The following is a 17,339-nucleotide window of genomic DNA, read 5'->3' on the forward strand; positions in this document are numbered from 1 at the left end:
GGGGTTTCCTTTCACTGGGTGGCCTTCGTCATCGCATCGTCGGCGGGTTCGGCTCTTCGAGTCGACCGCGCGAGATCAGCGCGATCACTGTTGCGACGAGCGACAATGCAGCGGCGATGATCGCCGTCAGTGCCATCGCGGAGTCGAAAGCGCCGTGCGCGGCGGAGATGAGGCGCTCATCTGCGGCGACGGTCTGCAGCGTTGCTCCAAGCGACTCCGCAGCCGCGATGCGTTCCTCGGTACCCAATTCCGTCAGCTCGGGTGAGATGCTGCTGCGGTATTGCGACCAGAGAACCGAGCCCAACGTCGCGACGCCCAGGGCGCTGGCCAGCTGCCGGATCGTGTTGAGTAATGCCGACCCCGCACCGCTCCGATCTTCCGGAACTGCTGACATGGCCGCGGTGGTGCCGGTGGTGAGTACGAGGGCGAATCCGAATGCCACGACGAACATGTCCGCGAGGAACCACACCAGCGGTGTGTTCACCGTGACCAGCGCCAGCCCTACGAAGCCGCCCGTGCTCAACGCCAGGCCGATGATCATCGTCGCTCGCTGACCGATTCGCAGGGAGAGCCGATGCGAGAGCGGCGATCCCAGCAACATCGCAACGGACTGCGGCAAAAAAGCTAGACCTGTTTCGAAAGGGGTGAACCCGAGCTCGACCTGCAGATAGAACGTTGCGATGTAGAGATAGCCGAAGATCACGAAGGATCCCAAGCCCAGCGCGATCACCGGTACCGAGAACCGGGCCCGCCCGAGTAGACGAACATCGACGACGGGACTTGTTGCACGTGCCTCAACGGTCGCCAGTGCCGCGAGGACCAGAACGCCTGCGGCCAACGGCAGCAGCGTGCTCCAGGCCAGCCATTCCCCATGCTCACCGCCGTTGAGTACGCCCCACACGAGCAAGACGATGCCTGCGACCGAAACCGCCACAGGCAGGAACCGCGTGGACGGGGCTTTCCCGTCGGGCGCATTCAATCGCACCCCGATCAGCGAGAGGACGAATGCCACGAGAGCAATGACCGCGACGAGGATGAGGAGTGAACCCCACCACAGCCCCATGCTGAGAAGGAAGCCGCCTAGCAGGGGGCCGGCAGAGATCGCCGCGCCGGAGAGCGCCGCCCATATCGCGATCGCTCGTCCACGGCGCGGGCCGACAAACGTCCGCGTGATAATCGCCAACGTCGTTGGCATGATCGCCGCAGCGAACATACCCATCAGCGCTCTCATCGCGATGATGAACGACACAGACAGCGGCAAACTCGCCAAGGCCGTTGTCACGATGAAGCCAGCGAGCCCGACCAGTAGCATCCGACGAAGCCCAAAGCGATCTCCGAACGCTCCGGCAATCAGCAAGAAACCCGCAAACGTCAAGGTATAGCTGTTCAACACCCATTGCTGGGACGTGTTGCTGAGATCGAGAGCGCTGGTCATTCGCGGCAGCGCGACATTGAGGATGGTCGTTCCGAGCAATACGGCTGAGTTCGCCAGCACCACTGCGGTCAGAACGATGCCTGTGCGTGCGCGAGGCGCGCCTGAGTTGTCCATTGTTACTTCGACTTTCCGTGCCGGGGCGGCAGCGAGTCCGTATTGTCCCTGAATCGTCAGGAGTGAGACGTAGGGGCGTCGGTGCCGGATTCTGATGCCGGAGTCAGCGTGCTGCCATCACGAGGACGCGCTCACTGATCAAACTTGGTAAGGACACCATAACATCATTGTTTACCCGACACCATGTCTTCGCGCGTGCAGCGTGATCGAGGCCTCGAGAGAGCACGCCAGTATCGTTATGGACGCGAAACGGGAGAGCAACCGGGTGATCGATGGGATCCTCCGGACCCGGCTGCCGGTTCCTGCTGACCGACCATCGATAGGAGTCGGTCGGCTTTGCAACGTCTTCGGAGGCTCTCACGATGACAATGTTGGTTGTCACGTCGACGATGCGTGCGTCGACACCCAGCGACCTGCGGGCGAAGAGTGGCTTTACATCCACCGTCCGTGGATCAGTTAAGTCAAGCGGTCTTTCTGTCGGCGAGAGGCGGCTCCCGACTGGGTGTTGTGCCGAGGTGCTCCCATGTTGGTCGGGTCTGCTGCGTGGACAGGCGACTGTCTACAATTCGCCTGTGCGAACTCGGTGCGGGCATGAATGAGGCCCCCGGCTGCAGCATTGATGACTGAGCCGAGGGCCATGAGGGTCTTTACTTTTCTTGGAGCCAACGCGAAAACAGCCTCATCATTATCGGCATGATGATGAACGTGAGGAGGCAGACAAGGGTCAAAGACAGGACGAGTGTGGTGACGTAGACCGGTACCTGCCGGATCAGCGGCTGGCCAATCCACAGCAGGAGCGTAATGAGCGGGTATGCCGAGATCCAGTTGATCACCGCCAGCTTGTACCTCGGCGGCGGTGAATTGTCAGGGCGGAAGAGGCGCTCCTGCCCTTCTATGTCGGCTTCGGTCATGCGTGGGCTTCGTAGTTGACCCAGGCCACCTTGTACGGGTGGGTGGCCTGCCACTTGTGGATCACCTCAACCGCACCGGGGGCCGCAAACAAGGTCGCAAGGTCGTCGCGTGCCTCGACGGTGAAATTGAGCACTGCGGTGGCGATGAACGCTGGGATCGCGTCCTCGCCGGGTGTGGGGACATGGTTGTAGGACGTGAGTTTCCGAACCACGCCCGTGTCTTTCATGGCCGCTTCGATGTCTGCAAGGAACTGGTCCAGATCGGTTTTGGAGATTGATTCGGCGAAGGAGACGAGCATTGTGTGTGTAAACATGCTTCAACTACAGCATCAATTAGTCGGATTCGTCCAATACCTCCGTGAGCCAGAGTGATAACCTGGAGGAATGGATGACCTGGAGGTTCGAGAGCTGCGGTACTTCCTCACGGTCGCCGACGAGCTGCACTTCGGCCGCGCGGCCGAGATCCTGCGTATCGCCCAGCCGGCGCTGTCCAAGGCCATCCAGCGCATCGAGCGGCGCATAGGAGTTCAGCTGTTCACGAGAACGAGTCGGACCGTGGCGCTCACTAGTGCAGGTAAGGCCCTTCTTGAGAGCGGTCGGCACGCGCTCGGCGCGATGACTATGGCCGTGCAGGCTGCTCGTCAGGCGGGGGAGGTCGACGCTCTCAGGCTGGCGTTGAAGCCGGGAGGAGATGCGGGATTGCTGTCGGAACTGCTGGGTGAGTATGCGGCTCATCCTGGTGCCAGGCAGGTCGACATTCTGTTCCATCCAGGTCCCGAGCGGGCGGAGCTCGTGCGATCCGGGCAAGCTGACGCAGCGTTGCTGTACACGCCATTCGAAAACACAGATGGTCTGAAGACGGTACTTCTGCACCTCGAAGATCGCGTGGCAGTACTCCGCGCTGACCATCGGCTGGCGGAACGCGACAGCCTCACCCTCGGTGACCTCGACGGTGAGTCGTCGCCGCGCTGGAAAGGGCTGGACGACGGCATTGCTGGGCCCGCAATCAGTACCGTTGCTGAGCTGATCCCCTTGGTCTGGATCGGTCGGGCGGTTGCTGTTCTTCCCCGGTCGCTGGTTGGGCGACCACCCGAAGGAATCGCTTGTGTGCCTGTGCGCGATGCCGGGCGCAGCTCGATAGTTGTCGGGTGCCGGGAAACCGATCCGCGGGAGTCTGTTGCTGCTCTCATGCGTGCGGCAAGAGAGATGTCACCTCCGACCTGAGTTCGAAGCGACCAGCTGGGCTCGATCTACTCGCCGGGACCGAGAGCATGGCTGGTGTGATCTGGAGTTCTCCTCAGGGCTCGGATCTCGTTATGCCGTCGAGAAGGACATCGAGTGCCCAACGGTGGCGCTCTTCGGGACTTCCTTGCGTGAACGCCGCCGTGGGGAACGTCGCGAGGGTCTGCTGGCGCTGAGGGTCGGCCGAAGCGAGCGCGGTGGCAAGCTCGCTGACTTCCTGGCCGGTGCCGGAAGCACGTGCTGCCCATTCGGCGGCGGTGACGCTTGCGTGCTGAAGGAGAAGGTCGATGCCCCACGCCGCGGGCTGGTCACCGATGCCGCCGGAACGCAAGAGCCTCAGAAGCAGGTCGATCAGGCTGAGGTAGTGGGGCCCGTCGGGCCAGACGAACATCGCCGAGCGGGCGAGGTTCCCGTGAGCGGTGAGGAGGTTGATGTAATCCTCGACGACGCGGTGGAGGCGTTCGCGCCACGGTTCTACCTCGTCCCACGCGAGGTCAAGGTCGGCGAGCAACCCGTCGATCAAGAGGGCGTGTAGGACGGTGACGTTCTTCACGTAGACGTACAGCGAGGCGGGGCCGGTGTCCAGCTCGTCGGCGACTCGGCGAATTGTGAGCTTGTCCGCGCCGTCGCGCTCCAGAACGAGGCGTGCAGCCGCAACGATCGCCTCGCGTGAAAGGGCCGGCTTGGCAGGGCGTTCGCGCCTGCTGATGGGTGTCCGCGTCGTCATGGCACCGATTCTACCAACAACGATCTTGATCGTAACGAACGTGTTCGCTACGATCATGTTCGTTACTTGAGATTGGAGTCTCCATGACCACCACCACCGCTGAAACGCCACCCCTGTCCACGCGAGCCGTTTGGCTGACCCTGATCGTCGTCCTCCTCGCAGATGCGATGGACCTTATGGATGCGACGATCGCCAACGTCGCAGCCCCCTCGATCGTGAAGGAACTCGGGGTGAGCGAAAGCGTCATCCCGTGGCTCGGCGCGTCCTACGCGCTCGCGCTGGGCTCTCTCCTCGTCCTCGGCGGACGCATCGGAGACAAGTTCGGCCAACGACGCACGTTCCTCACGGGCCTCATCGGTTTCGTCGTCGGTTCTGCTCTTGCGGGGTTTGCTCCGTCCGCCGGAGTGCTGATCGCTGCTCGGGTCGTGCAGGGAGCATTCGGTGCTCTGCTGATCCCGCAGGGTATGGCCATCATGGCGGCGACGTTCCCGAAGCCCATGCTGCAGAAGGCGTTCGCTGTCTTCGCGCCGTTGCTCGGCGTGTTCGCTGTCGGTGGCCCCATCCTCGGCGGGCTGATCATCGATGCCAACATGTTCGGGCTGGGTTGGCGTCCGATCTTCCTCATCAACATCGTTCTCGGAGGCATCGCTCTCCTCCTTGCCCTCCGCTACCTGCCCGTCGTGCCCGCGCACCGCTCGACGCGCATCGATCTGATCGGCAGCGTCCTGCTCGCGCTCGCGCTGTTCGGCCTGCTGTTCGGGCTCGTCACCGGTTCGTCGGACGGATGGAACGCACTCACGATCAGTAGCGTTATCGTCGGAGTCGTACTCCTGGCGCTGTTCGGATGGCGGCAGGCTCGCGCCGACGAACCACTTCTCCCGCGCAGTCTTCTCGCCAACCGCGGCTTCACATCCGGGCTCATCGTCGGACTCTGCGTCTTCGCGAGCTTCAGCGGACTGATGTACGTCATCAGCCTCTTCTTCCAATTCGGCCTCGGCTACACCCCGACCGAGACATCCCTCAACCTCATCCCGCTCACCGTCGGCATCATGGCCGGCTCCGGCATCGCTAACGCGCTCATCCTGAAGCTCGGCCGGCGACTCGTGCTCATCGGCATGCTCACCACACTCCTCGGCACCGGCCTGCTGCTCGTGTTCGTGCTCGCTTCCGGAATCCACGTGACCTGGTGGCAGAACCTCATCGCGACCAGCCTTCTCGGGATCGCCGCAGGAATCTGCTTCAACTCGGTCTTCAACACCGCCCTTGGCAACCTGCAGCCCGAAGAGGCCGGCTCCGCCAGCGGTTCCCTCAGCGCCATCCAGCAGATCGCGAACGGCATCGGCTCTGCCCTTGTCACCACGATCTTCATCGGCACCCTCGCCAGCGGCACCGTCGCAGCGATGACGACCACGCTCATCGTGATCCTCGTCGTCGCTGCGCTGTGTCTCCTGGCCGTGCCGCTGCTTCCGCGCGCGGCAGTCGCCATCGAGGAGTAGAGAGCCAGCGAGGCCCGTATCGAAGGGGCGTCACAACAAAGCGGTAGCGACGAGGACTCACCTCGCCGCTACCGCTTCGTCTATGCGCGCGTCACTCCCTCCGGAAGGCCGCCGCGTGCTCGTTCGCGAAGTCCGCGAAGCTACGCGCCGGACGCCCGAGCACGTCAGGAACCGCCGACGAAAGCTCGGCGGCCTCGCCTCGCGCGTAGTGGGCATAGTCCTCGAGCAGACCATCCACCTGCCATGGCGGGAGAACGCCGGTGAGCATCTCACCGAACTTCACAGGCGGAACGGCTTCGAAGCGGATCTCGTCGCCAGTCGCGGACGACAGGTGGTCGGCGAGGTCGGAATGAGTGAGCGATTCAGGCCCTGTGAGCGTCTGGACGCCCAGGGGAACAGAGGAAAGCAACGCGTGCGCGGCCATCTCGCCGATGTCGCGCACGTCGACGAGGCTCACCCGTGCATCGCCGATCGGTGCCGGGAGCACCCCGGCGGACTTCACGATGCTGGACACAGCGAACAGACCCTGCATGAACAGGTTGGGACGCAACGCCGTGACCTCAAGACCCGACGCGAACGCATGGTCCTCCACGGCCGCGTGATACCGCAGGAAGCGCACCGGGGAATCGACGACGGATCCGAGCTGCGACAGCAGCACGATGTGGCGCACTCCGGCTTCGACCGCAAGATCGATGAACTGCTTCTGCTGCGCCTCGGCACGTTCGGTCGACGGCGTCACCAAGTATGCGGCTCGGATCCCACGGAGTGCCGCTCGAACGGCATCGGCGTCGTCGAGATCGGCCTGCACGGCGAACTCGGCGGACGACTGGCTCCGGGACATCGGGCGAAACAGGACACCGCGCGCGGCAAGGGCGTCGACAGTGGCGCGACCGGTCGAACCGGTGGCTCCGGTAACGAGGATGTCGGGTGTGCTGGACATGACTTCTCCTTCAGATCTCGGGGTGACGGAGGCCGTCGGTCAAGATATGCGCCCAATCGGCATCGACGTCCGAGATGCCGGACGTCACCACAAGATGACAAAGCTGCCCGTAGGCCATGAACCGCTGCACATCGCGGTCCTCTGCTCCGGATCGCTGTTTCGCGAAACGGGTGATACGGGCTAGGCCGGTGCGCAGCGCATCACCGATCGCGGGAGTCGTCGCGACGGACTGGGCGTGCACCTGGATCAGGAGCAGCGTGCGATCCGAGATGAGGTCGGCGTAGGCGTCGCCCATCGCGTCGAGGATCGCGACCGGCGTCCCGTCCTCACGAACAGCCGCCAGCGTCTCTTCGATGCGTTCGAAACACCTCGCGAGCGCAACGACGAACAACGCCTCCTTCCCGCCGAACAGTTTGAGCACGTATGCACTTGAGATCCCGGCCTCGTTCGCGATATCGGCGACGGTCGTGCCCGCATAGCCTCCGCGCGAAAACGATGTGAGGGCGGCGCTCACGATTGTGGAGCGACGGTCGGCTGCGTTGGAAAGTGATCGATCTGACATGTGAGTGACTATACACTCACTAGCGTAAATCGCTAAAGTTGAGCGGGTTGTCCGTCGGAGAGAGGAGGCTTCCAACTGGCGCGGTGCTAAGGTGCTCCCATCTTCCGAGCTCAAGATCTAGATTGCTTCATGTGTCGAACGATTCGTTCAACGAAGATTCGCTCCAACGGCCATGAGGTCGGGCAAAAGGCCCCAGCTTCTCCGCGCGAGGAGTGGTGGTGGGAACGCTAGCGCTCGTCTATCATTTGGACCTCGCGGGCGGTGCTGTGCTGCGCATCGCGAGGGCCTGCAGAGTAGTTACAGCGCCGCGGCCCATAGTCCAAGCGTGTTGTCGACGCGAACGTCGGTGAGCTGAAGTTCCTTGCACAAACAACTGGCCCCGCTTGACTCGCGGGGCTCGCTATCTCGACGGAACTCAGACCTCACAGCGCAACCCCCATCGCTCCCGGCCGCATCGTCGGTTCGCGTAACTATCGTCTGCGGAGACGAGCTGAGCCGACAGTCGACCGTTCAAACGCCCGTGTCGTCCGACGTTCCAAAGCACTGCTCTGTCTACGCTCACCTCGGGTCGATTCGGGCCTGCACCGTTGCCCCGCTCAGAGGCGCACCTGGTTCGTGTGACGGTTTCGATCAGAGTGATGACTGCCGGTACTGGGTACCGCTATCTGTTGAACTCCGTCGTGATCGGAGACGGCGATCGCGATGCTGCCGCAGCTCCGACTAGGTACTACCTAGAGTCTGGAACCCCGTAGGGGAGCAAGAATAGCTCCGTCTTGACTGGCTTTAACCAAGGGGAAGTGTATCGGCCGCGGGTGGTAGAGGCCCCTGTCTTGCTGTCATGAGCAAGTAATCAGCGCGATCGCGCCGAAGCCTTCAGCTCTCCATCGGTTGTTCTCGTATCGGGATGCTTTGACGGAGGTGGTCGAGGATGGCGGTGACACCGAAGTCGTAGCGTGCGTCGAAGTCTGCGGAGAACAGGTGCGGGTGGAGGCGGTGCAGAGTGGGGTATCTGTCGGCGGGTGGAGCTTCTTCTGTGGCGGCTTGTGTTTGTGCGGCTTGTTGTTCTTGGGTGATGCCGAGCAGGAAGTAGAACAGTGCCCACATGCCGTGCGCGCTTTCCTTATCGGGCACGCCAGCGGTGCTGAGGGCGGTTACGAGTTCCTCGGTGAAGTCCCGTGTGTGCTCCTCGAACGGCGTGTTGCCTGCGGTGAGGCGTGCACCGTCGCGGTATGTCAGCAGGGTGTGCCGGTAGCGGCGGAGGATTTCCTCTGCTCGCTGAAACCCGTCCTCGGGCAGTTCTTCCAAGGAGAGATGTGCCAGCACAGCGTCTGACATCAGTCCGAGCAGGCGGGCTTTTGTCCCGACTTGGAAAGAAACGGTGTTCACGTTGACCCGCATGCGTCTGGCGACTTCGCGGATGGTGACCGCGTCCAAGCCATGTTCGTTCAGCAGCTCGAGCGCCGCGTCGATCACGTCCTGACGGGTGTGTCTGCGTGGCGGCATCCTCGCCCTCCCTTGCTCGGTGTGCGCTTTCGTTCACAGATAGGGTATCCTAATCAAGTTAAAGTTAGGGTGTCCTAATCAAGTAGGCGATGAGTGTCGCCGGTCCAGAAAGGTGAACTCCATGTCTTCGTTCCACAGCGGCGATCGCCGCCGCACTCCGCCATGGGATAGGCGCCCCCTCCTCGGACGCAGGCATGAGTTGACGCTCGTGGAGCGTCGTCCGATCGGGGAAAGTGCGGTCCGCGTGACCCTGGGCGGGTTCGGCCTAGAGAGTTTCCGTTACCAGGGCGGGGATCAGCGATGCACGCTGCTGATCCCTTGGCCTGAGGAAGAAGCCTGGCGTTACATGGTGCCGATGATCGCGGATCCATGGAGCGCAGCATCGCAGTGGGGGTTCGCAGCAGCGCTTACCCGCCCACTCCGTCGACGTCTCACGGTCAGTGGCTACCGCGCGGACGCGCTAGAGATCGACTTCGACATCTTGCTGCACGGCGAGAGTCCGCTCAGTATCTGGGCCGAGGATGCATCGCTCGGGTCCACGGTCGGTGTCATCGACAACGGGCGCCGCTACCATGTCCCCGTCGGCACCCGGTGGCAGGTGCTCATTGCCGATGAGGCAGGCGCTCCCGCAGCTCTCGCTGTCGCGGCAGAGACCCCGTCAGCGGTGCCGACAACGTTGTACGTTCCCCGCACGGTGGCTGCGACAGAAGTAAATGGATCCGCCGACCACGTCACGGTCGTCGCTGTACCGACGCAGGGCGAGCAAAGCGCCTCAGGGGACGCGTTCGCATCAACGATTCTCGCACGCAGACTCCCTCTGGTTCCTGACCTCGTCGGCATCGCGGGGGAGCGCTCTTTCACACACGAACTCGTCACACGCCTCCGCCGGGCCGGTGTGCCCCGCAGTGCGATCCACGCAGGGAATTACTGGAAACGGCAGTGATGAGCGGACGTCCTCCTCCGCTTTGGATCTAGGCCACCTGCCCTGAGTACACGAACCTCATCATCGCTGCGGGGCCCTGCACTACAGCCGACGACGATCGAATGATCTGCGGATCCAGCTTTCAAGAAAGACACGATGCTTCACACTGACACCCTGCCCACATCCACCCATCCGCGGCGGGCACGTATCCGCCCGTCGGCCCTGCTGGTTCTTATCGGGATCCTGCTTGTCGCGGGTAACCTGCGTGCGGCCATCACCACTGTCGGCCCGGTGCTGCCGGAGATCGCACGCTCCACCCAGATCAGCGCGCTGCTCTCGTCAGCGCTCATCAGCCTGCCGCTGGTGGCGTTCGCGCTCGTGTCACCCATCGCCCCGCGCATCGCTCACCGACTCGGGCTCGAACGCACGATCGGGATGAGCCTGCTCCTCCTCATCGCAGGACTCATCACCCGCTCCACACCACCACTGGCACTGCTGTGGATCGGGACCGTCCTCATTGGGGTGGCCATCGCGATCCTCAACGTCGTCCTCCCGGCACTCATCAAACGCGACTTCCCGAACAAGATCGCGCAAGTCACCGGCGGATACTCCGCCCTGCAGTCGACCTTCGCAGCGGTGGCAGCAGGAATTGCAGCGCCGCTCGCCGGGGCGACCGCCCTCGGATGGAGACTCCCACTGGGAATGTGGGCCGGGCTTGCGCTCATCAGCCTCGGGGTATTCGCGCCGCAGCTGCGCAGGCGAACCGTGCTCGCCGCTTCCGAAGAAGACATCGCACTCGAGCTCCCGAAAGCGCATCACGCGACGTGGCGCTCCCCATGGATGAGCCTGCTCGGCTGGCAGGTGACCTTGTTCATGGGACTGCAGTCCCTGATTTTCTACAGCCTGATCACCTGGCTGCCTTCCATCGAAGCCGCTGCCGGAATCCGTGCTTATGAGATCAACATCCACCAGTTCGTCCTCAACGCGCTCGGAGTGCTCGCGAGTCTCGTCTGCGCCGTCATGATCCCCCGAATGCGAGACCAACGACTTCTCGCGGTCACCGGCCCACTCCTCATCGCCGCCGGACTCGCGGGAATCTACTTCGCACCGCAACTCGCACTGGCCTGGATCTGCGTACTTGGGTTCGCAGCAGGAATAAACGTCGTCCTCGCCCTATCGTTCTTCGGCCTGCGCACCACGCACCACAGCCAAGCCGCGAGCTTGTCCGGCATGGCCCAGACCCTCGGCTACCTCGTCGCCGCCGCAGGCCCCCTCGCCTTCGGCGCCCTCCACGACGCCACGGGCGACTGGACACCGATACTGGCCGGACTGGTCGCCATCAGCATCATCCTCGCTGCCCTTGGATACCTCAGCGGGCGAAGTCGGGCTATCGACAACGGACCCCGCGCATGATGCTACCCATAGGCTTCTACCGAACAGACGCGAGACCTGTGCGAAGGAGATGAGCGTGAACACGGCGCCGAACGCAGTAACAGCCGTCGTCGGTCCCGGCGCCATCGGTACGACGGTCGCGGCCTCCTTGCACGAGGCGGGACGCACGCCCCGCCTGTACGGTCGGACTGCACGAGAGGGCCTGGAACTCATCACCGCCGATACGCGCATCTTGGTTCCCGGCCCGGTGGTTGCCGATCCGCGAGAGGTGGCCGGCCCCGTCGACGTGGTGTTCCTCGCTGTCAAAGCCACGCAGATCGACGCCGCCGCAGCGTGGCTGCGAGCGCTGTGCCGAACCGGGACAGCGGTGTGCGTCCTCCAGAATGGTGTGGAGCAGGTCCGCATGGTCTCCCCGCTTCTTCCTCAGGGAACGGCGATCATTCCGTCTGTGGTGTGGTTCCCCGCACAGGCTCACCCCGATAGCGCCGTGCTCCTGCGTGGCGACGCCCGACTCACCCTGCCGAATACGAGCGACGCTCAACGGGTAGCCGACCTCCTACAAGGTACGCGCTGCTGCGTGGAACTCGCCGATGACTTTCTCTCGGTCGCATGGCGCAAGCTGCTTCAGAACGCCGCCGCTGGACTGATGGCCCTCACCGGTCGACGCTCCGGAATGTATGCCCGGGCCGACGTCGCGCACCTCACCGTCGCCTACCTCCACGAGTGCCTCGCGGTCGCCCGCGCCGAGGGCGCACGCCTCCACGCAGACACCCCCACGGAGATCCTCGCCCGCTTCCAAGCATTCCCCGCCGACATGAGCACCTCGATCCTCACCGACCGCGAAGCCTCACGCCCGCTGGAATGGGACATCCGTAACGGCGTCATATCCCGCCTCGGCCGAGCCCACGGCATCCCGACACCGATCGGTGACGTGATCACCACCCTCCTCGCCGCGACCAGCGACGGCCCCGCGTGACGCACGCCCGATGACCGTCAGGCGGTTGCCAGCCGAGACCGGCCGCTTGCCTGAGGACTGACACGGAACCGAGTCCCGAGAACGTCACACTCCTACAACTCCTGGCCTCGAGCGTTCGTACCTACGCCATGTGACGGTCTCAATCAGAGTGATGACTGCCGGGCATGGCTACCGGTACCTACTGAACTCCGTCGTCAACGGAGATGGTGACCGTGATGCTGCCGCAGCACTGATCAGGTACTACCAAGAATCTGGGACCCCGCCCGGTACATGGATCGGGTCGGGCCTTTCAGGTCTCTCCGGTGATCTCATTAACGGGGATTCTGTGTCTGAGGAGCAGTTGCGGCGGCTTATGGGTTACGGGCAGGACCCGAGCACGGGTGGGCAGCTTGGTCGTCCGTACCGGAAGTTCGCCACTCCTACGGAGCGGGTTCAGCGTCGAATCGAGAAACTCCCCGAGACGCTCACGGCTGAAGAGCGTGCGACCCAGGTCAGGTTGATCGAGGCTGAGGAAGCAGCGAAGCCGACTGGTGCGCCTGTCGCTGGTTTCGATCTCACCTTCTCCGTCCCGAAGTCCGTCTCCACGCTTTGGGCGGTCGCTGACGGTGGAACTCAAGCGTTGATTGCGCAGGCACACCACACCGCGATCCAGGAGGTCATCGAGTTGCTGGAGCGGGATGTCGCTGCGACGAGGGTGGGCGCGAAGGGTCCGCGTGGCGCGGTCGCTCAGGTACCGGTGCGGGGTGTGCTTGCGGCTGCGTATGACCATTACGACTCACGAGCGTCTGATCCGCAGCTGCATACCCATGTGGTGATCGCGAACCGAGTGCAAGCTGTGCGGGATGGGAAGTGGCGCACCCTCGATTCCCGCGCACTCCACGCAGCAGTGACCGGGCTGTCGGAGCACTACAACGCCGTTCTAGCCGACAGGATCACCCAGGTACTCGGGGTGGGGTGGGAAGCGCGCGAGCGGGGTACGGGCCGGCCGGCGGCGTGGGAGATCACCGGAGTCTCGCAGGGGCTGATTGATGAATTCTCTTCCCGGACCCGCGATATCGAGCAGGCCAAAGACCGCCTCGTCGCTGACTATGTCGAAAAGCATGGCAGGCAGCCGTCACCGAAGCTGCTGTGGCAATTCCGGCAGCAGGCGACTCTCGAAACCCGACCACCCAAGCAACAGCACTCCCTGAGCGACCTCACCGCGCAGTGGCGTGAACGAGCCACCCAGGTACTCGGAGAGGACGCACCGACCTGGGCCGCAGCACTCCTCACAAGTAGCGCAGCTGATCCGTTGCTACGAGCTGACGACATCCCGCTCGATGACCTCGACGCGGTAGCCGCGGTCGTGGTGGAGCGGGTAGGTGAGCGGAGGGCGACATGGAAGCGATGGAACCTCCACGCCGAAGCCGTCCGTCAGACGATGGGTTTGCGGTTCGCCACTGCCCAGGAGCGTGACACCATCACGCGGCAGATCGTTGATGCCGCTGAACACGCATCCCTCCGGTTGACCCCGCCGGAGCTGGCGTCGAGCCCACCCCTATTCCAACAGGCCGATGGCACGAGTGTGTTCCGCCCGAAAGCGTCCACTGTGTACTCCTCCGAACGGGTCCTTGCGGCTGAAGACCGGCTCCTTACAGCGGCAGAGAATCGCACTGCGCCGACGGTGCCGCTTGCGTGGATCGAGCAGGCCGCCCGTACAGAGAACAAGGATGGGTACACGTTGTCGCTTGATCAGGAGCAGGCGATCGCGAAGATCGGCGTCTCCGGCCGCACCCTGGATGTGCTCGTCGGCCCCGCCGGGACCGGGAAAACCACCACCATGCGAGCCCTGCATGCGGCGTGGGAAAGACGCCACAGCAAGAGCTCAGTGATCGGACTCGCGCCGTCGGCTGCAGCAGCTGAAGTCTTGGCGGGTGAATTGGGAGTGGCGACGGAGAACACGGCGAAGTGGCTCCACGAACACCGCCACGGCAACTGGAACCTCACGCGTGGTCAGCTTGTCATCATCGACGAAGCATCCCTCGCAGGAACCCTCGCCCTCGCCACCATCACCGCCCACGCGAACGCGGTCGGTGCGAAGGTGCTGCTCGTGGGTGACTGGGCGCAACTCGCGGCCGTTGATGCGGGTGGGGCGTTTGGGATGTTGGTGCGTGAGCGGGACGATGCCCCGGAGCTGTTGGATGTGCGCAGGTTCCGAAATGACTGGGAGAAACACGCCTCCCTCGGACTACGGATCGGCGATACCGACATCATTGACACGTATCTCGCCCACGACCGCGTCACTCCCGGCGGGTACGAGGAGATTCTCGAGCAGGCTTACCAAGCTTGGCAACTAGACCAAGCGGTGGGGAAGACTTCGGTGTTGATCGCGGAGACCCTTGACACTGTCTCTCAGCTCAATACTCGTGCTCGCACCGATCGGATCCTTGCAGGCGAGGTCGCGCTGGATGGTATCCGGCTGCATGACGGGAACGATGCCTCGCGTGGTGACCTGGTCATCACGCGTAAGAATGACCGGCGATTGTCGCTCGGGCGGGGCTGGGTGAAGAACGGCGACCGCTGGACCGTGACCCGAGCGCATGATGACGGATCACTCACTGTGCGCCGAGCGCACTCGAAATGGTGCACCACGATTACCCTGCCTGCCGCGTATGTCGCCGAGAACGTGGAACTCGGGTATGCGATTACCGCGCACCGTGCGCAGGGCTTGACCGTGACGACGGCGCACGCGATCGTGACGTCGCCGGAAATGACTCGCGAATCGTTCTACGTCGCAATGACCCGTGGCCGGGAATCCAACCGCGCCTACATCGCCACCGACCAGCACCACCTCGAAGAGCACCAGCACCGCGACGACCTGCACATGACCGCCCGGAGCATCCTCTACGGCATCCTGCAACACGTCGGTGCCGAACCATCCGCGCACGACACCATCACCGCGGAGCAAGAAACGTGGGGATCGCTGGCGCAACTCGCAGCAGAGTACGAAACCATCGCCCAAGAAGCCCAGCAACACCGCTGGACCAGCCTCCTCGAACACGGGGGGCTCACCACCGATGTAGTTGATGAACTCGTTGAGACAGAGTCGTTTGGGATCCTCACTACCGAGTTGCGTCGCCTCGAAGCTGCAGGCCACGACATCGAGCAGCTGCTTCCGCGAGTCGTGCAGGCCGGGAACCTCGATGGCGTCGATGATCTCGGGTCACTGCTGCGGCACCGGATCCAGAAGATCACCAGCACTTACCCACCCAGCCCGCGACGCGCGACCGGGCTCATCGCAGAACTCGTGCCACGCGCCACCGACATCACCGACCCCGCCATGCGCACAGCGCTGGACGAACGGGAGCAACTCATGGGCGAACGCCTTGACGCGCTCACCCAGGCCGCGATCGAGCAGCCCGCACCGTGGCTGCCCATGCTTGGAGATCTCGACCAGGGGACCTTGCAAAAGATGGTTCGCGTGGTCGCCGCGTACCGTGATCGGTGGGGAATCACCTCGACAAGCGCTCTTGGGCCGGTGCCCGCTGATGACGCACAGCGGATCGATTACGAACGTGCCCGCGAGACGCTCACGCGCATGAACCAAGTTCCAGACGACCACACCCGAGAGGTCGCGCAGCGACGGGATGAGCGCAGGCTGTAGATATCACAACGCAGAAGCGCCTCATCTCTCGGGGCCTTCCTTCTTGCTGGAGCGGTGGGTATCCTGATGGTGGCAGGAGCAACCACGCGCCGATCCCCGCAAGCTGGGGTGAGGCAGACCGTTCGAGAAGTATCTCGGGCACTCAACCACTCAGGACCAGCCACACCGCGATAGTCCTGTGTGCGAAAGCGAGGCCCACACCATGCTCCTGAACAGACTCTGGAACGCCAGCATCCACACCCGCATCTTCCTGCGCGGCTGGATGCCCACCAACATCCTCCTCGACAAGCTGCGCACCCGACGCGGCCTCAAATGGGGAATCCCCGCGATGCTCTTCGGTATCGTCTACCTACTAATCGCAGTCACCTGCACCGGGCTTATCGAGCAGGGCTGGAGCAAATCGCTCTACCTCGTGTTCTTCCTCGCCCTCTGGAATGCACTGAAGTTCCTGTTCTTCGGCCCGTGGAGCCTCGTACTGCTCGCTCGCGCACGGACACGTGAGATGCGGTCGCACAGAGGCTCCAGATACCCCAAGCCTGAGTAGCGCGGCAGTCTTTGCCATCACTTTCTAGTCCGCAGCTCACGTGTCGGACATTGAGTCATAGAACGGGCGCACACCCTCCACCCAGTCGGACGTTTCAATGATCTCGGAGCGAGGGACTTCCGCAGGCCAGTTCGTGAGAAACCAATACTCCGCAGATTCAAGTGGCACCCATAACGGGCGATCCTGGACGTGCCGCTGATACCACTCTGCCCGCCGAGCGTAACGACGGTCGGTCGGTATGGCCGTGAGCTTGGACCACGTCCAGTCGGTGAGATCAGCGAAGTCGTATGGCAGATCCTTAAACGGGCTGGGAGCATCAACACGTCTCGCGCGATGTGTCTTCTCGCCGCGTACGAACATTAGCCCGCCGACTACCTCGCCCGAGGTCGACTCCAGCAGAGCATCGTCTTGCTTCATGTTCTTCTGGATGCCCTCGATAACGATGTAAGCCTCGAAGAGGTCGTACACAGCATCGAGTCCCCAGTTCGCTGCCACTGCCACAGCCTCGACGTCACGAGAATGGCGCAGCTCCTTCAACAAGCCTGCTGCCCACATGAGCGAGCGCAGACGGATCCGGTACATCGCCTCAAGATCCACTTCCATAAGAGAAACGCTACTGCCAGTGTTTCGGAGACAACCTTTCAGAACCAAGGCCCCTTACGAGGGTGAGCAGTCTCTCGCTCGACAGACTGGACGGATGTGCCAACAGCTACACAACGACCACCAAGCCGTCCTCTTCCGCATGAAATCCACGCCGGAGGTGGCCAGCCGTGGCTAGACCTCGCACCCCAATCGGAACTTTTGGCGGGGTCTGGTGCAGGAACAGGTGACAGTTCTAATCAGGCCGCGAGGGCCAGGTCGTTGTTCATGATGGTCTCGAACTCGATCGGCGTCAACCGGCCCAGACGGGCCTGGCGACGCCTGCGATGGTA

At 63.2% G+C, this 17,339-nt stretch carries 15 protein-coding genes; 7 read left to right on the forward strand and 8 right to left on the reverse strand.

What is annotated here, in order from left to right:
• Positions 1-28 precede the first annotated feature (28 nt).
• The 3 genes from ACUYV6_RS12230 to ACUYV6_RS12240 form a co-directional block, all read right to left on the reverse strand.
• Complete coding sequence (locus tag ACUYV6_RS12230) at positions 29-1,549, reverse strand: MFS transporter (protein WP_449278946.1); 1,521 nt, start codon at positions 1,547-1,549, stop codon at positions 29-31.
• Between the two features lie 647 nt (positions 1,550-2,196).
• Positions 2,197-2,460, reverse strand: a complete 264-nt coding sequence (locus tag ACUYV6_RS12235; RefSeq protein WP_449278947.1) for a hypothetical protein — start codon at positions 2,458-2,460, stop codon at positions 2,197-2,199.
• Complete coding sequence (locus ACUYV6_RS12240) at positions 2,457-2,774, reverse strand: hypothetical protein (RefSeq protein WP_449278948.1); 318 nt, start codon at positions 2,772-2,774, stop codon at positions 2,457-2,459. Before ACUYV6_RS12240 ends, ACUYV6_RS12235 begins: the two co-directional genes overlap by 4 nt.
• Before the next feature lie 70 nt (positions 2,775-2,844).
• Between ACUYV6_RS12240 and ACUYV6_RS12245 the strand changes: the two genes are divergently transcribed.
• Positions 2,845-3,684 (forward strand): LysR family transcriptional regulator, encoded by an 840-nt coding sequence (locus ACUYV6_RS12245; protein ID WP_449278949.1) that lies wholly within the window; start codon positions 2,845-2,847, stop codon positions 3,682-3,684.
• A 73-nt stretch (positions 3,685-3,757) separates the two neighbouring features.
• Here ACUYV6_RS12245 and ACUYV6_RS12250 read toward each other — a convergent pair whose 3' ends face one another.
• Positions 3,758-4,429 carry a TetR/AcrR family transcriptional regulator gene (locus ACUYV6_RS12250; RefSeq protein ID WP_449278950.1) on the reverse strand — a complete coding sequence of 224 codons (672 nt, stop codon included), beginning with the start codon at positions 4,427-4,429 and terminating at the stop codon, positions 3,758-3,760.
• 83 nt (positions 4,430-4,512) lie between these two features.
• On the opposite strand from ACUYV6_RS12250, the gene ACUYV6_RS12255 reads away from it, so the two are divergent.
• On the forward strand, positions 4,513-5,925 hold the full coding sequence (locus ACUYV6_RS12255) for an MFS transporter (protein WP_449278951.1): 1,413 nt from the start codon (positions 4,513-4,515) through the stop codon (positions 5,923-5,925).
• A gap of 91 nt (positions 5,926-6,016) precedes the next feature.
• Here the strand turns inward: ACUYV6_RS12255 and ACUYV6_RS12260 are convergent, their stop codons facing one another.
• From ACUYV6_RS12260 to ACUYV6_RS12270, 3 genes are all read right to left on the reverse strand, one after another.
• Complete coding sequence (locus tag ACUYV6_RS12260) at positions 6,017-6,865, reverse strand: NmrA family NAD(P)-binding protein (RefSeq protein ID WP_449278952.1); 849 nt, start codon at positions 6,863-6,865, stop codon at positions 6,017-6,019.
• A gap of 10 nt (positions 6,866-6,875) precedes the next feature.
• The gene (locus ACUYV6_RS12265; protein ID WP_449278953.1) at positions 6,876-7,427 is read right to left on the reverse strand and encodes a TetR/AcrR family transcriptional regulator; all 552 of its coding nucleotides are present in this window, start codon (positions 7,425-7,427) and stop codon (positions 6,876-6,878) included.
• Positions 7,428-8,300: 873 nt separating this feature from the next.
• On the reverse strand, positions 8,301-8,900 hold the full coding sequence (locus tag ACUYV6_RS12270) for a TetR/AcrR family transcriptional regulator C-terminal domain-containing protein (protein WP_449278954.1): 600 nt from the start codon (positions 8,898-8,900) through the stop codon (positions 8,301-8,303).
• 151 nt (positions 8,901-9,051) lie between these two features.
• On the opposite strand from ACUYV6_RS12270, the gene ACUYV6_RS12275 reads away from it, so the two are divergent.
• The 5 genes from ACUYV6_RS12275 to ACUYV6_RS12295 all read left to right on the forward strand — a co-directional run bounded on the left by ACUYV6_RS12275 (position 9,052) and on the right by ACUYV6_RS12295 (position 16,407).
• On the forward strand, positions 9,052-9,873 hold the full coding sequence (locus tag ACUYV6_RS12275; protein ID WP_449278955.1) for a siderophore-interacting protein: 822 nt from the start codon (positions 9,052-9,054) through the stop codon (positions 9,871-9,873).
• Between the two features lie 135 nt (positions 9,874-10,008).
• Positions 10,009-11,265, forward strand: coding sequence for an MFS transporter (locus tag ACUYV6_RS12280; protein WP_449278956.1), 1,257 nt, complete (start codon positions 10,009-10,011; stop codon positions 11,263-11,265).
• A 55-nt stretch (positions 11,266-11,320) separates the two neighbouring features.
• On the forward strand, positions 11,321-12,220 hold the full coding sequence (locus ACUYV6_RS12285) for an oxidoreductase (protein WP_449278957.1): 900 nt from the start codon (positions 11,321-11,323) through the stop codon (positions 12,218-12,220).
• Between the two features lie 151 nt (positions 12,221-12,371).
• Positions 12,372-15,863, forward strand: a complete 3,492-nt coding sequence (gene mobF / locus ACUYV6_RS12290; protein WP_449278958.1) for a MobF family relaxase — start codon at positions 12,372-12,374, stop codon at positions 15,861-15,863.
• Between the two features lie 202 nt (positions 15,864-16,065).
• The gene (locus ACUYV6_RS12295) at positions 16,066-16,407 is read left to right on the forward strand and encodes a hypothetical protein (protein WP_449278959.1); all 342 of its coding nucleotides are present in this window, start codon (positions 16,066-16,068) and stop codon (positions 16,405-16,407) included.
• A 36-nt stretch (positions 16,408-16,443) separates the two neighbouring features.
• Here ACUYV6_RS12295 and ACUYV6_RS12300 read toward each other — a convergent pair whose 3' ends face one another.
• Complete coding sequence (locus tag ACUYV6_RS12300; protein WP_449278960.1) at positions 16,444-17,010, reverse strand: hypothetical protein; 567 nt, start codon at positions 17,008-17,010, stop codon at positions 16,444-16,446.
• Positions 17,011-17,339 lie beyond the last annotated feature (329 nt).

The sequence above is a fragment of the Leucobacter sp. GX24907 genome (genome assembly GCF_053567335.1).